Consider the following 15,055-nt stretch of genomic DNA (forward strand, 5'->3'; position numbering starts at 1 on the left):
GTAATTCCGCGGAAATTAGCTAAGGTACGGTTTGAGCAGGTCGCGAATCGCGTCGAGATAACTCGTCTTGTCCTGTTCACTCCAGAAATGCGGTTGCTGCGCATCGGCGGCCGCGTAGTACTTCAGGAACACGTTCCGCGTGCACGGCGGCACGTATTTCCCCGCGCGATCCAGCTCCAGGATCATCTGGCGCTTCACTTCGAAAACCGAACTGTTCAGGCGGCTGTTGTCGCTGCTCGACAGCAGTGCGAGGTTGCGAATGGAATGATCCGCCAGTGTGTCGGTGTTCAGCAGTTGCAGTATCCGCATGCTCAACGCGTTGAACCGTTCGCCGGTGAACCCGCCAGACCTGCCGCTATCTATTTCGTTGATGGCGGCCTGAATGTCCGCATTCAATCGTGTGCGACTTTCGTTGTGCGTGCCGAGTGCCTCGATCGCGCGTTCGTGCGTGCTGAGCCATGTCCGCCACTGCTCCGCCTTGTTGAGTGCATCCGCATTCTGCGCGTGAATATGTTCGAGTGACCAGCTCTGCCCAACGTGTTGGACGAACGGAAAGCGCAGCCCGGCCCGGCTGCACGTTTCGACATTCATGAGAAGCAGCAGATCGAGAAGTTTCGGATAGCCGCGCTTTTTCTCTTCATAGTCGAGATCGTCGAGATCGTCATCCCCCACGCCCAGGCGGGCCCTGATACTGAGCGTCAGGTATTGCTCGAATTCACTCTTGCGTTTGCCTTTTGCTGCGGTGACGACATCACCGATTTTCGCGCCCGTGGCAACGAGGTAGCCAATCCGGTTGTACGCGCCCGGGACGTCGTGCCAACCGAGAATCTGCGCATGCAGCGCGATAACTTTTTTCCAGAAGCCCGAGAAGTCTTTCTCGATGAGTCCCTGCAACGCGTCGAAGGTGTGATGACGCTGACCTGCGTCGTTGTCGCGAGGCTGCTGGTCAGCCAGCGTGTCGAGCAGCAGGCTGATGCGCGTGGGGTATCGTTCGTCGTCCGCGCCAGATTGCAGGCCGGCAATGAACGACCAGATGTCCGGGCGATGCAGATCGCGCTCGATGCCGTCCCACTGCGCCGCGATTTCGTGTGCGCGATCGGGCGACACGCTGCGTGCCTTGGAGAGAAGCGCGGCTTTGACGAGTTCTGCATCGGTTAGYGGGATACGACCTACATTGAGCCGGGTGAAAAGAGGAATGGCCTTAACGTCGAATGGCGCCTCATACCAGATCACGCGCACTGATTCGAACAGGTAGCAATGAATCTTTCCCGCCGCATGGTTGCGCGCATAGATGTCGCCACGGCGTTTGAACCATGTGTCGATAGCCTGGTACGCCTGGTAGAGGTGAAAGTAGTCGATGTTCGTACCGTGGATCGCTTCGTCGAGCGTATTTAGGTATTCCTGGCTACCTGCGCGAGTTTGATAGAAAATCGAGTAAGGCGCGCCGAAACCCTGCTTCGCATCCTTCTCCATGTATCGGAAGATTAGGTAAAGCGTGGTCAGCCGCTGCTGGCCGTCAATCAGCTCCCACTCCTTCTTCTCGGGCTGTTCCGCATTGCGGTGCAACTTCACGACGATCGGCTGCAAGCTGTAGCCCTTGCCCCCGCTGTCCCAGATGTCGTCGAGCAGGCGCATGACGTCCGATGGATCCCACCGGTAACCACGCTGATAGCTCGGCACGAAGAAATGCCCGCGTATGTCGCCTACCGTCTTGTGTTTCAGTGCGTACGATTGACCGCTGCTTACCGGCGCGGTCGTCGAAGAGAGTGCTGTCATCCGCTTCTTCCATCTGTTATTTTCATAGAGGCTGCTCGTAGTCACTGACCTGGCGATGCCAGCGAATCATTCAGCCGAACGTACGCTCCGCCACACAGCGTCGGGGCAGCACCGTGAAGCCAACCTGACCCTCGTGACGACGCACATCTTCACCACCACAACACGTCCTGCGCCCAGCGGAAGATTCCCCCGATCCGCTTTCCGACTCCATCCCATATCCGCTGGCCAATGCTTCTGACCATGTCGACGGCCTTGCGAAAGACGCCCTTCGCTGTTGCACAGATCTTCGTCACTACCGCCCGGACTACCCCGATAATGGCGCGCGGCAGGCTCTGAACAGGAATGCCGGTCGCGGCCGATAATAACTCCAGAGCCGTGTGGGCGGCAATGACAATGGCGAATCCCACCGGCATGATCGTGGCGCCGGCAATCTTCATCGATGCATTGATACCTTCGGTCAATATCCGGGCGGCCATCCTTGCATTCGGCGAGGCGATGGCCTTGGTCGCCCTCTTGGCCATCGCCGCTGCCACGCGCTTGGCAAGTCGATACATCAACGAACGTGGATCGAGCAGATCGCTGAGTGCCCATGAATGCGTGAGCAGCGTGTTCAATGTGACGCGCGACAAGCGATAAACATCGTAGACAAACTTCGCCGCCCTGTTGACCTGACGGCTTGAGTGCCATCCCGTGATACACCACGTAACAAAGTGCTCGCAGTTGTTGAGAATGACGTTATAGAGCTTCTCACCCAGCCGACCCAGCGCGCGGGCAATGCTGGCAGTTCGCCCAAAGCGACGCTTTTCATATAGCCGGACTTTGACCTCACCTCCTGTATCGCCGACAAAATCATGCATGGGAACGACTTCGATCTTGCCCATCAGATCATCAGACGAGTGCCCGGAATACTGGATTACCTGACCATCGCCAAGATACAGGCCGTGGTGCGAGTATCCGAGACGCCGGACGTAGATGTGGTCTCCACCTTTGAGTTCGTAGACAGTCGCCATGTCTTCCAAAAATACCGTTGGTTTATCTGCCATCGGTATATCGGAAGCAAGAAAGACAGACTTTAGGGTGTCACACTGGGCAGGCCACTACATACGTTATGGCGCGACCCTTTCCCGCGGCAATTCCACCGCCCACTGCTGTTGCTGAATTCTAGGCGGCACTGCCGAGAGATCGAGTTTGGCCATACTACCGAGACCTGACGGAAAGGAGGCATCGAGTGCCGGATTGGCCAACGGCTCCAACGGAAGCGGTCATATAAAGCAGCTATGACATTCAACCGCCTCTCGACCCATGTTGGTCACACTGCTTGGCGAGGAGGGCTTCGGCCCTGCCGGTTCCTTTGTCCGGTCTTCCAACCTTGTCGCTGGTGTTGAGCGAACTGGCCGCGCGGTGTGAGGGCGGTGACATCAACGGGGCCGGCACGCCGACGGCGTAAGCATGCGGGGGGAGCCGGCTGCAAGTTGGCTCCCGCTAGCACTCCGGGACGCCTGCCGCCCACAGTAATAGATGCGTGTGCAGTAGCAGCTTCATGCGTCGCCGCCGAAAAGCCGTTCGATTTCGGTAGTTCCCATCCGGTCAAAATCGTCCGGCACGGTGATCTGGCCGACCATGAAACCCAGCCGTTTCACCTGGCCGGCCTCTGGCACGTTTAGCGGAATCACCTTCACGAGTGACTTGCCGGCCTTGGCAATCACGAACGCCCCCTCGCTGCCTTCTCGAGGAGCCGCGAAAGTTGCCTCTTCGCCTCATGGTGATTGATGGTTCGCATATCGGTCCAGTTAAACAATGCCTTGTGGGCTGAGTCAGATTGAAGAGGGACACGCCATACAGCGGTCGGTCACTTGTCGTCCTCGCCCCGGCAGGGATCACAACATTCGTCACGCCCGCAACTTTAGCCACGGCTCACTGCAAACAGCGGCCGGCTGCCCGATTGCGTGCGGCCAACGGACCTGCCGACCTCGAATTCGCTGCCCGTTATGAGGCAGGCACAGGGGCAGTTACAATACTGTCCTTCGCCGCCTAGCGCGGCACGGTCTCCGCATTCAACGCACCCGCCGCCACGCCCTCGCCGCGCGGCGCCCCCGCCATGCCCCTGATCCTGCAAAGCCTCGCCCCGCTCGCTTCCGCCGACATCGATGCCATCCGCACGCTTGCCCACGCGCCTTCCCTCGCACTGCGTGACGAAACCGTGGCAACGGCCAGCGACAGCGCACCACTGACGCCCGCCCTGCGTGAAGCGCTCGACGCCTGCTGTGCCCCCCGTGCCATCGACTGGGCCATCGTGCCCGCCGGCCGCAAGCTCTCGGATTTCAAGCTGGTGGCGATGGATATGGACTCCACGCTGATCACCATCGAGTGCATCGACGAGATCGCCGATTTCTGCGGCCTCAAGGCCGAGGTCTCGGCCATCACCGAAGCCGCCATGCGCGGCGAGATCACCGACTTCAACGAAAGCCTGCGCCGCCGCGTGGCCCTGCTAAAGGGCTTGGACGCCAGCGTGCTGGACCGCGTGTATGAAGAGCGCCTGCGCCTGTCGCCCGGCGCGGAAGACATGCTGCGGACCGTGCAGGCCCTGGGCATGCGCACCCTGCTGGTTTCAGGCGGCTTCGTGCATTTCACCGAGAAGCTCAAGCCTCGGCTGAAACTCGATGTCACCCGCGCGAATACGCTGGAGATCATTGACGGCAAGCTCACCGGCCAGGTGCTGGGCGAGATYGTCAATGCCGACGTCAAGGCCCGCACGGTGCAGGAAATGTGCGCGCAGATCGGCGTGGAGCCGTCCCAGGCCATCGTCATGGGCGATGGCTCCAACGATCTCAAGATGATGGCCGTGGCCGGCCTGTCGGTGGCCTTCCGGGCCAAGCCGGTGGTGCGCGCGCAGGCAAGCGTTGCGTTCAACCACGTCGGGCTGGACGGCTTGCTGCAACTGTTTCCGCATTAAATGACCAAGTGACCAAGTGATGGGCCGCCCCGGATCATGTCCGGCGCAGCCCGTTCCATGTCATGCCACCAGTTGCGACTCCATCGCGCCGCGCAAGTCGGCGATCAGGTCGCGGGTATCCTCCAGCCCGATGTAGAGGCGTACCAGTTCGCCGGCGTTTTGCCAGCCCGCTGGCGGCCAGCTGCCCTGGGGACGCATGGTCTGGACGTGATACGGCACCGCGAGGCTGTGCGCTCCGCCCCACGACCAGCCGATCGCGAACAGCCGCAGCGCCTCGACAAAGGCATCGACCTGGGCCCGCGTATAGCGCGCATGCAGCACGACCGAGAACAAGCCGGTGGCGCCGCTGAAATCGCGCCGCCAGAAGTCATGCCCCGGACAGTCCGGCAAGGCCGGGTGCAGGACCTTGACCACCTCCGGGCGCTGGCAGAGCCATTCAGCCACTTCGCGCGCGGCGCGGTCGTGTGCCGCCAGCCTGACCGGCATGCTCGGCAGCGAGCGCAGCACCAGGTAGCAATCGTCCGCCGACACGCCCCAGCCCATCAGCATGCGGGCACGCCTGAGGCGGTCGTGGAGCTTTTCGTCGCGGGTCAGCACGGCGCCCATCAGCACGTCGCCGCCGCCCGACTGGTATTTGGTCAGCGCTTGCACCGAGATGTCGATGCCCTTGTCGAAGGGCCGGAAATAGACGCCCGCCGACCAGGTGTTGTCGATCGCGGTGAGCACGCCACGCGCCTTCGCCGCGGCCACGATGGCCTCGGTGTCGGGCACTTCCATCGTCACCGACCCCGGCGACTCCATCCAGATCAGGCGGGTATTGGGGCGGATCAGGCCGGCAATCCCGGCGCCGATCATCGGATCGTAATAGCGGACCGACACGCCGAAGTCCCGCGCCAGCCATTCGCCGTGGTCGCGGTTAGGGCCGTAGACGTTGTCCGGGACCAGCACGTCATCGCCCGACTTGACCAGCGCGAAGTACACCTGCGAGATAGCGGCGAGGCCGGATGGCAGCAGCAGCGTCTTGCGCGCGCCCTCGATCAGCGCCAGATGCTGGCACAGCGCTTCGCTGGTGGGCGTGGCATGCAGGCCGTAGCGCCAGTAGGTCGTGGCGCCGTCGCCGTGTGCGCGCAACTCCGCCAGGCTGCGGAAGACCACGGTGGAGCCGCGATGCGTGGGAGGGGAAAATGAAGCGAAGCCGGGTGCGATATCCAGCTCGGGCTGGACGGCCACGGTCTGCAGGTAGGCGGGTTGGGCAGCGGACTTCTCGGGAGGCTGGCGGTCGGACACGGCGATTCCTTGTCTGGCAATGACTCGATGAACGTTCGAGCTTACCAGCAATCGGGGGCGTGTTGGCTTGCGTGCGCCTTACCCGGCGCTATCCGCCCCGCTCCCTCAGCGGCCGGAAATCGACGATTTCGGCGGCGGCGGCGCGTAGGTGATGCCGCTGTTGGGGGTCATGTCGAAGGGCGGGATCACTAGCACGCCCAAAGGCCGGATCATGAAGGGCAGCACGATGGCCGGGTTGACGGGGTCGGTCCAGTTGCCATGAACCACGCCGGCGCCGTCGATGGTGCCTTCCCAATTGCCAGTGACGTGCGTACCGTCATTGGACTCTTCCATCAGGAAGGCGCCGTTTTCATATTCGCCGGCCAGCACGCGCACGCCGCCGGCGCGGCCGACGCTGTACTCGCCATGCACGCTGTCGCGCTCGTCGGGCTTGGGCCCGAGCCGCAGGCGCACCGGCTGGTCGCCGAGCGTGCCCACGTAGACCGGTAATGACGCGTATTCGGGACGCGGCGCCAGCGCCTTGGGCGCCGCGCCGGTGGAAAGCTGGGTGCCGCGTTTCGACTCACCCTCGCGGATCGCCTGGTTGATGCCGAAGCCCTCTGGGCTGCCCGCACTATTGCCGGCGGTACCGGCGCCGGGCGTGCCCGTGGACAGCTCGGTGCCGCCGGCGGCCAGCGCGGCGCCAGCCAGCGTTGCCGCTGCCAGTCCGGTTGCCAGTGACAGGGAAACGGAGAGGGATAGAGTCGCTACGCGCCGCAAGTCAGCCTCGGATCAGATGCGTTCGAAGATGGCCGCAATACCCTGGCCGCCGCCGATGCACATGGTGACCAGTGCATAGCGGCCTTGCACCCGCTGCAGCTCGTACAGCGCCTTGACGGTGATCAGCGCGCCGGTGGCGCCGATCGGGTGGCCCAGTGAGATGCCCGAACCGTTCGGATTGACCTTGGCCGGATCCAGCCCGAGCGCCTTGGTGACGGCGCAGGCTTGCGCGGCAAAGGCTTCGTTGGCTTCGATCACGTCGAGGTCCGCCACGGTCAGGCCGGCACGCTCCAGCGCCTTCTTCGTGGCCGGCACGGGGCCAATGCCCATGGTCTTGGGATCGACGCCGGCGTGGGCGTAGGAAACCAGGCGGGCCAGCGGCTTGAGGCCGCGCTTCTCGGCCTCGGCACGCTCCATCAGCACCACGGCGGCAGCGGCGTCGTTCAGGCCCGAGGCGTTGCCTGCGGTGACCGTGCCGTTTTCCTTCACGAAGACCGGCTTGAGCTTGGTCATGTCTTCCAGGACCGCGTCGTGGCGCACGTGCTCGTCGGTGTCGAAGGTGACGTCGCCCTTGCGGCCCTTCAGCGTGACCGGCAGGATCTGGTCCTTGAAGTGGCCGGCACGGATGGCTGCCGAGGCGCGGCGATGGGACTCCAGCGCGGCCTCGTCCTGCTGGCCGCGGCTGATGTCGTATTCCTTGGCCACGTTCTCGGCGGTGACGCCCATGTGGATCCCGTGGAAGGGATCGTGGAGCGCGCCCAGCATCATGTCGAGCATCTTGGCGTCGCCCATGCGCGCCCCCCAGCGGGCCGATTGCGCCAGGTAGGGAGCACGGCTCATGCTCTCCGCCCCGCCGCCGATGGCCACATCGGCATCGCCCAGCAAAATGGTCTGCGCCGCGCTGACAATGGCCTGCAGGCCCGAGCCGCACAGGCGGTTGACGGTCAGTGCCGGCGCGTCGATCGTGACGCCGCCCTCCACTGCCGCCACGCGACCCAGGTACATGTCCCTGGGCTCGGTCTGGATGACGTTGCCGAACACCACGTGGCCAACTTCATCGCCGCTGACCTGCGCGCGGGCCAGCGCCTCGCGCACGACCATGGCGCCCATCTGGGTCGGGGAAAGATCCTTCAGGCTGCCGCCAAAGGTACCGATTGCGGTCCGGACGCCGCTCACCACCACCACTTCACGTGTCATTTTGTGTCTCCAGGGCTGATGTTGCAGCGCACAGTATAACGGCGCGCCGCAAAAAACGAACGAGCGTACTTTTACCTATCGCAGCGCACGGACCTTGCCTGGCTCAGACCTCGCCCCAGAGGTCGTGGCCATCGGCGCCGGTGATCTTCACCGAGACGAATTCCCCGACCTTGTAGCGCGGCGAGCCTTGCGCCGGCGGGTCGATATAAACCAGGCCGTCGATTTCCGGCGCGTCAGCCGAGGAACGGCCGATACCGCCATCCTGGTTGACCTCGTCGACCAGCACGCGCAGGGTCTGCCCGACCTTGCGCTGCAGCCGCCGGGCGGACACTTCCTCCGCCACTTCCATGAAGCGCGCGCGGCGCTCTTCGCGGACCTCGTCAGGCAAGGCGCCTGGCAGATCGTTGGCGGTGGCACCCTCTACGGGCGAATAGGCAAAGCAGCCCACGCGGTCCAGTTCGGCCTCGGCGATAAAGTCCAGCAGCGTCTGGAACTCTTCCTCCGTCTCGCCGGGGAAGCCCGCGATAAAGGTGCTGCGGATGGTCAGTTCGGGGCAGATCTCGCGCCAGGCCCGGATGCGGTCCATGGTCTTCTCGGCATTGGCCGGGCGCTTCATGCGCTTGAGCACGTCCGGGTGGGCGTGCTGCAACGGCACATCCAGGTAAGGCAGCACATGGCCTTGCGACATCAGCGGAATGATCTCGTCGACGTGCGGGTACGGGTACACGTAATGCAGACGGACCCAGGCGCCGTACCTGGCGGCGAGTTCGCCCAGCGCCGCGACCAGTTCGGTCATGCGCGTCTTGAGCGGGCGGCCGTCCCAGAAGCCGGTGCGGTACTTCACATCCACACCGTACGCGCTGGTGTCCTGCGAGATCACCAGCAGTTCCTTGACGCCGGACTTGAACAGGTTCTCGGCTTCCAGCATGACTTCCGCCACCGGACGCGAGACCAGGTCGCCGCGCATCGAAGGGATGATGCAGAAAGAGCAGCGATGGTTGCAGCCCTCGGAAATTTTCAGGTAAGCGTAGTGCTTGGGCGTGAGCTTGATCCCGGCGGCCGGCACCAGGTCGAGGAACGGGTCATGGGGCTTGGGCAGATGCGTGTGCACCGCCTGCATCACCTCGCCCAGCGCATGCGGGCCGGTCACGGCCAGCACCTTCGGGTGGACGGAGGTGATGATGTCCTCGCCCGCCGCGTTCTTCTTGGCGCCCAGGCAGCCGGTAACGATAACCTTACCGTTCTCGGCCAGCGCCTCGCCGATCGCGTCCAGGCTTTCCTGCACCGCCTCGTCGATAAAGCCGCAGGTGTTGACGACCACCAGGTCGGCGCCGTCATAGGTGCCACTGATGGCATAGCCTTCGGCGCGCAGCTGGGTAATGATCTGCTCGGAATCCACAAGCGCCTTTGGACAGCCAAGGCTCACGAATCCCACATTTGGAATATGGTCTTTATTAGTCGTTGATTCTGAAGGGTTTTTCACGGTTACTTCCAAATGTGGGGCGGGCGAGGCGGGACATGGCCGCCTGGCGGTACAAAGCCAATCGCGCATTTTAACCGCTCGCCAAAGTTTCTCGGCGCCTGATCCCCGACATGCCGCGGTAAACCTGTCGCAACCAGTCTCATCGCATCAATGGGCCAGCCTGCCCTGCGCAGCGGCGTCACATCCGCGCGGATGAAGTCCCTGGCATGTCCGCCAGGGCACGCTCAATCACGTCTTGAATCTCGAACGAATCTTGCAGGCGCCGGATGGCCGCATGCAGCTCGGCGGCTTGCGGCCAGGTCCGCTTCAGATAGCTGAGCCACAATTTGACGCGTCCGTGCTCATGACGGCATTCGACACGGGCCTGCAACTTCTTCAGGTAGTCGGCAATGTGACGAAGCACGAGCGGCCATTCCTCGCCGGATGCCACCCTTTCCATCAGCCCGCGTATCCGCAAGGCCAGGAAAGGATCGGATACGGCGCCCCGCCCTATCATCACGTCGGCACAGCCGCTGACAGCCCGGCAGCGTTCCCAGTCGGCGACCGTCCAGACTTCTCCGTTGGCAACAACGGGCACGTCCACGGCAGCATCGATACGCGCGATCCACTCCCAGTGGGCCGGCGGCCGGTAGCCATGGTCGCGCGTTCTGGCATGCACGACGAGGGAAGCCGCGCCGCCTTCCGCCAGCGCGGTGGCGCAGTCGATCGCCAGCGAGGTATCGGACACGCCAAGCCGCATTTTTGCCGTTACGGCGATGCTGGCAGGCACCGCGGCGCGAACGCACGAAACGATCCGGTTCAGCAGCTCAGGGTCCGCCAGCAACATGGYCCCGCCACCGTGCCTGTTGACGACTTTGGCGGGGCAACCGAAGTTCAGGTCGAGTCCATGCGGCGACAACGTCGCTGCTTGGGCCGCGTTCAGCGCCAGCCATTCCGGATCGCTTCCAAGCAGCTGGATCACCATCGGCGTGCCACTAGGAGTATGGCCTCCGTCGAGGATCTCGGGGGTGTCCCTCTCGTAGACGCGCTCGGGAAGCAGAGAGCCGGTCACCCTGACGAACTCGGACACACACCCGTCGTATCCGCCCGCGCCGGTCAGCACGTCGCGCAACACGTAGTCCGCAAGCCCTTCCATGGGGGCCAGAAACAGCCGGCTCATGCGAAAGCTGGCGCCGAAGTGTGGCGCTTGTCCTGGCGATATGCCGGAAAACCGGAAAACACGAAACCGGCCGCCGGAACGGGCCTGGCCTCGGCGGCAAGCACCTGGTGAATGTCCTGGATTTCGGAAGGCATTGGGATTCGCACTGTGCAGGCGAGTCCTCGATATGAATCGCCACATTTGAGAAGGGTAGCCAGCGCGATGAAGCCGCGCGTCACCCGGATATGCGTGATTTTAACCGATCGCCCCAACCAGCAAATCTCGGCAGGATTTTCGCGCCGGGACGCAACTGGATTCACAGTGCGTTGCGCTTGCAGGTGGCACGTTCGGCGTCCGCACCTGCCCGGTCCTGTCCCGCCTTGCGCGGGATTCTGGCTTTGTGGCGCTCGCCTGGCGGGACGCCCTGCTTAACGCGAAAGGCAGGAGTCAGGCGATCAAGACTTCCGCCGGGATTTTCAGTTCCTGATTGAGGCGCCGGATCATGGCCAGGCTGAGGCCTCGCTTGCGGTTCAGCACCTCATACACCCGATTCAGATTTCCGAAATACGGCTGCATATCGCGTGCAGTCAGACCGCCCTGCTCCATCCTGAAACGAATTGCCTCGATTGCGTCCGGGTGCTCCAGCGGGAAATGATCCGCTTCATAGCGCTCGATGAGGGTTGCCATGATCTCCAGGCGATCCCCTTCCGGGGTGCCGGGTACCGGATCGATATCGACGAGCGCCGACACGTCGGCCAGCGCCGCCTGATAGTCATCGTCAGTGTGCAGAGGTCGAATGTCCATGCGTTACTCCAGTTCCACGGTTGCCGCATCGGCCCGGTCATATTCGGCGTGTGTCCCGATGAACTTCACGTACACAACGCCCACGCGGTATGCGACTGCGACGATCAACCGGTAGTTGTTACCGCCGATGTTAAACACCACACGATTGCTACCTACGAAGCTGGCCGACGCGTATCGGTCCTTGATGTCTTGCGGTGTCGACCATCGCGCCCGGATGGCTTCCTCGTGCCACGCCAGCAGCGGCTGCTTTGCGCCCGGGTGCTTCTCGCAGAACATCAGCAGATGTCGTTTCGCAATAATTCGCATGGCACTGATTATAGTCCCAAAATGGGACTACGTCAGATCGATTCGGCAAACGCAGTCACCCGTCTTGCGCGCAAGCGGGGGCGGTAAATGGAATTCGAATGGTGGAATACGCAGTGTCGGCGGCAGCGAGCGGCCTTGTGCCAATGGAGGGAGATCCCGACTCCTGGCCCTAACCGGGCCAGGCCCGCCCAACAGAACTGTTACAGAACTGTTGCCCTGCCAGGCAATACCATGCCGCCTCGCCAGGGCGGCTGGCGACGGCTTACTTCTTGTCCKGCTGGTTGAACGGGAACGTGCCGAACATGTTCTTGGCCTGGCTCTGCATCTGTTCCTGCATCTGCACGAACAGGTTCTTGCTCTGCTCGATGTAGTTGCTCATCATSCCCTGCATCATCGGGCCCTGCATGTTCATGAACTGGGACCACATGTCGGGGCTGAACGGCTCGCCGGAGTATAGCCCCTTGGAGTTTTCGGCCAGCTTGTTCTGGATATCGATAAAGGCCTGGATGTTCTTCTCCAGGTAGGTCCCCATCATGCCCTGCATGGCATGGCCGTAGTAGCGGATGATCTGCGACAGCATGGAGCTGGAGAACATCGGCACGCCGCCGGTCTCTTCTTCCAGGATGATCTGCAGCAGGATGCTGCGCGTGAGCTCGTCGCCTGACTTGGCGTCRATCACCTTGAAATCCTCGGTGTCCATCACGAGCTGCTTGACGTCGGCTAGCGTGATGTAGGTGCTGGTCTGCGTATCGTAGAGCCGGCGATTAGGATACTTCTTGATCAGTCGCTCTGCGCCTTTCTTGGTGGTAGCCATCGTGCTCTATCCTTTTATCGTCGCTGTTGCATGCTGCTGCACCGCATGCTGTGCGGTGCGCAAAATCGAAACCGGCAGCGGGGGATACAACGTGTTGACCTGCAACGCATGATCTATTTTGGTGCGGGCAAGCCGCTGCCCTGATTCTATGCCCAACAAGGCACTATTGAAAGCCGGGGCCGTTAAGGAAAACCCGCACGGGGCAATGGATTGCGGGAAATGCGGGGGCAGGTTTTTACCCGGTTCAGTCGGCATGGTGCGGTGCAGGGAGTGCAATGCAATATTGCTGCGGGGAATGGGGCAGCTCAAGGTCTATTTGGAGAACATGCGGGGACTTCGGTTGACTGCCCGGATTGGCCGCCCTGCCAGTTCCGCCACCAAAAACAAAAAAGGCCCTCCGAAGAGGACCTCCCAAGACAAAAAGCCACCCGAATACCAAAGGCGGCCCTAGCCCATCACCCCATATGCAGGCCGCCGTTCAGCGAGAAATCCGCGCCGGTCGAGAAGCCCGACTCATCGGACGCCAGCCAGGCGCAGATCGACGCAATTTCCTCGGGCGCGCCAAGGCGCTTGACGGGAATGGTGCCGACGATCTTGTCCAGCACATCCTGGCGGATCGACTTGACCATGTCGGTAGCAATGTACCCAGGCGACACCGTGTTCACGGTCACGCCCTTGGTCGCCACTTCCTGCGCCAGCGCCATGGTGAAGCCGTGCAGGCCTGCCTTCGCGGTGGAGTAGTTGGTTTGCCCGAACTGGCCCTTCTGCCCATTGACCGACGAAATATTGACGATGCGGCCGAAGCCACGGTCCGCCATGCCGTCGATGACCTGCTTGGTCACGTTGAACAGCGAGGTCAGGTTGGTATCGATCACGGCGTCCCAGTCGGCGCGCGTCATCTTGCGGAACACCACGTCACGCGTGATGCCGGCGTTGTTGATCAGGACGTCGACTTCACCGACTTCGGCCTTGACCTTGTCGAATGCGGCCTTGGTCGAATCCCAGTCGGCAACGTTGCCTTCCGACGCGATGAAATCAAAGCCCAGGGCCTTCTGCTGCTCGAGCCATTTTTCACGGCGCGGCGAGTTGGGGCCGCAACCGGCCACCACTTTGTAGCCATCCTTGGCCAGACGCTGGCAGATGGCCGTTCCAATGCCACCCATGCCACCGGTTACGTATGCAATGCGCTGAGTCATATCTACTCCTTGATGGCTAGTTTTTATTGAAACCAGCGGGAAGAAGCCCTCTCCCCGCCAGCACACCCCTCAGACCAGCTTGCGCGCTATGCGTTGCGGCAAGCGATGCAGATTGTCACTCGCGTTCCACCGCCAGCGCCACGCCCATGCCGCCGCCGATGCACAGCGAGGCCAAGCCCTTGCGCGAACCGCGGCGCTTCATCTCATGCAGCAGCGTGACCAGCACGCGGCAGCCCGACGCGCCGATCGGATGCCCGATGGCGATAGCACCGCCGTTGACGTTGACCTTGGACGTGTCCCAGCCCATCTGCTTGTGCACGGCCAGGGCCTGGGCAGCGAAGGCTTCGTTGATTTCCATCAGGTCGAGCTCTTCCACGCTCCAGCCGGCGCGCGACAGGCAACGCTGCGATGCAGGTACCGGGCCCATGCCCATTACCTTGGGATCGACACCGGCGGTACCGTAGGCTCGGATGGTCGCCAGCGGAGTCAGGCCGAGTTCCTTGGCCTTGGCAGCCGACATCACCACCACCGCGGCGGCACCGTCGTTCAGGCCCGAGGCATTGGCCGCGGTCACCGTGCCGGCCTTGTCGAAGGCGGGCTTCAGGCCAGCCAGCGCATCCTGCGTGACGCCGTGGCGCACGAACTCGTCGGTGGCGAACTGCACCGGATCGCCCTTGCGCTGGGGAATCGGCACCGGCACGATTTCCTCGTCAAACCTGCCAGCCTTCTGGGCAGCTTCGGCCTTGTTCTGTGAGGCCGCCGCGAACGCGTCCTGCGCTTCGCGCGTGATGCCGTATTCCTTGGCGACGTTCTCGGCGGTGACGCCCATGTGGTACTGGTTGTAGACGTCCCACAGACCGTCCACGATCATGCTGTCGACCAGCTTGGCATCGCCCATGCGGAAGCCGTCGCGCGAGCCCGGCAGCACGTGCGGCGCGGCACTCATGTTTTCCTGGCCGCCCGCCACCACGATCTCGGCATCGCCCGCGGCAATGGCGTTGGCCGCCAGCATCACGGCCTTCAGGCCGGAGCCGCAGACTTTGTTGATGGTCATGGCCGGCACCATCACGGGCAGGCCAGCCTTCAGCGCGGCCTGGCGCGCCGGGTTCTGGCCGGAGCCGGCGGCCAGCACCTGGCCCATGATCACTTCGCTGACCTGCTCGGGCTTGATGCCGGCGCGCTCGAGCGCGGCCTTGATAACGATGGCGCCGAGTTCAGGTGCGGGGATCTTGGCGAGCGMGCCGCCGAACTTGCCCACCGCGGTACGGGCAGCGGATACGATGACGATGTCAGTCATTGGGAGGTCCTCTCGAGTTGAATGCGGATAAGGGGTGAAAGAGGC

Annotated in this window: 14 protein-coding genes and 1 pseudogene; 1 reads left to right on the top strand and 14 read right to left on the bottom strand. The window is 62.8% G+C overall.

The genetic code is table 11. The features are described 5' to 3' along the window. Positions 1–15 precede the first annotated feature (15 nt). From AC1DN0_RS21500 to AC1DN0_RS21510, 3 genes and pseudogenes are all read right to left on the bottom strand, one after another. A complete protein-coding gene (locus AC1DN0_RS21500; protein WP_477111179.1) occupies positions 16–1,776 on the bottom strand; it encodes a DUF262 domain-containing protein in 1,761 nt (586 codons plus the stop codon). Between the two features lie 149 nt (positions 1,777–1,925). Next, a complete protein-coding gene (locus AC1DN0_RS21505) occupies positions 1,926–2,819 on the bottom strand; it encodes a lecithin retinol acyltransferase family protein (RefSeq protein WP_477111178.1) in 894 nt (297 codons plus the stop codon). Between the two features lie 495 nt (positions 2,820–3,314). Beyond that, positions 3,315–3,556, bottom strand: a pseudogene (locus AC1DN0_RS21510) (type II toxin-antitoxin system Phd/YefM family antitoxin). A gap of 318 nt (positions 3,557–3,874) precedes the next feature. Between AC1DN0_RS21510 and serB the strand changes: the two are divergent. Then, positions 3,875–4,729 carry a phosphoserine phosphatase SerB gene (gene serB / locus AC1DN0_RS21515; protein ID WP_441631210.1) on the top strand — a complete coding sequence of 285 codons (855 nt, stop codon included), beginning with the start codon at positions 3,875–3,877 and terminating at the stop codon, positions 4,727–4,729. A 60-nt stretch (positions 4,730–4,789) separates the two neighbouring features. Here serB and AC1DN0_RS21520 read toward each other — a convergent pair whose 3' ends face one another. From AC1DN0_RS21520 to AC1DN0_RS21570, 11 genes are all read right to left on the bottom strand, one after another. Beyond that, positions 4,790–6,016 carry a cystathionine beta-lyase gene (locus tag AC1DN0_RS21520; RefSeq protein ID WP_477111177.1) on the bottom strand — a complete coding sequence of 409 codons (1,227 nt, stop codon included), beginning with the start codon at positions 6,014–6,016 and terminating at the stop codon, positions 4,790–4,792. Positions 6,017–6,121: 105 nt separating this feature from the next. Then, complete coding sequence (locus AC1DN0_RS21525) at positions 6,122–6,775, bottom strand: hypothetical protein (protein WP_441631214.1); 654 nt, start codon at positions 6,773–6,775, stop codon at positions 6,122–6,124. A gap of 12 nt (positions 6,776–6,787) precedes the next feature. Then, positions 6,788–7,972 (bottom strand): beta-ketothiolase BktB, encoded by a 1,185-nt coding sequence (gene bktB, locus AC1DN0_RS21530; protein WP_441631216.1) that lies wholly within the window; start codon positions 7,970–7,972, stop codon positions 6,788–6,790. 103 nt (positions 7,973–8,075) lie between these two features. After that, complete coding sequence (gene rimO, locus AC1DN0_RS21535) at positions 8,076–9,455, bottom strand: 30S ribosomal protein S12 methylthiotransferase RimO (RefSeq protein ID WP_045241720.1); 1,380 nt, start codon at positions 9,453–9,455, stop codon at positions 8,076–8,078. Positions 9,456–9,633: 178 nt separating this feature from the next. Then, positions 9,634–10,614 (bottom strand): tRNA dihydrouridine synthase, encoded by a 981-nt coding sequence (locus AC1DN0_RS21540; RefSeq protein WP_477145986.1) that lies wholly within the window; start codon positions 10,612–10,614, stop codon positions 9,634–9,636. 426 nt (positions 10,615–11,040) lie between these two features. Further along, positions 11,041–11,397, bottom strand: a complete 357-nt coding sequence (locus tag AC1DN0_RS21545; protein ID WP_477103931.1) for a helix-turn-helix domain-containing protein — start codon at positions 11,395–11,397, stop codon at positions 11,041–11,043. A gap of 3 nt (positions 11,398–11,400) precedes the next feature. Further along, positions 11,401–11,703, bottom strand: a complete 303-nt coding sequence (locus tag AC1DN0_RS21550) for a type II toxin-antitoxin system HigB family toxin (protein WP_441631222.1) — start codon at positions 11,701–11,703, stop codon at positions 11,401–11,403. 262 nt (positions 11,704–11,965) lie between these two features. Continuing rightward, positions 11,966–12,517: a polyhydroxyalkanoate synthesis repressor PhaR gene (gene phaR / locus AC1DN0_RS21555; RefSeq protein WP_477145987.1), complete on the bottom strand. Its 552-nt coding sequence runs from the start codon at positions 12,515–12,517 to the stop codon at positions 11,966–11,968. Between the two features lie 6 nt (positions 12,518–12,523). Continuing rightward, on the bottom strand, positions 12,524–12,772 hold the full coding sequence (locus AC1DN0_RS21560; protein ID WP_441631224.1) for a hypothetical protein: 249 nt from the start codon (positions 12,770–12,772) through the stop codon (positions 12,524–12,526). A gap of 200 nt (positions 12,773–12,972) precedes the next feature. Beyond that, the gene (locus AC1DN0_RS21565; protein WP_035860140.1) at positions 12,973–13,713 is read right to left on the bottom strand and encodes a 3-ketoacyl-ACP reductase; all 741 of its coding nucleotides are present in this window, start codon (positions 13,711–13,713) and stop codon (positions 12,973–12,975) included. Between the two features lie 115 nt (positions 13,714–13,828). Further along, positions 13,829–15,010, bottom strand: coding sequence for an acetyl-CoA C-acetyltransferase (locus AC1DN0_RS21570; RefSeq protein ID WP_477145988.1), 1,182 nt, complete (start codon positions 15,008–15,010; stop codon positions 13,829–13,831). Positions 15,011–15,055: the final 45 nt, after the last annotated feature.

It is taken from the genome of Cupriavidus sp. 05N39 (genome assembly GCF_056397325.1).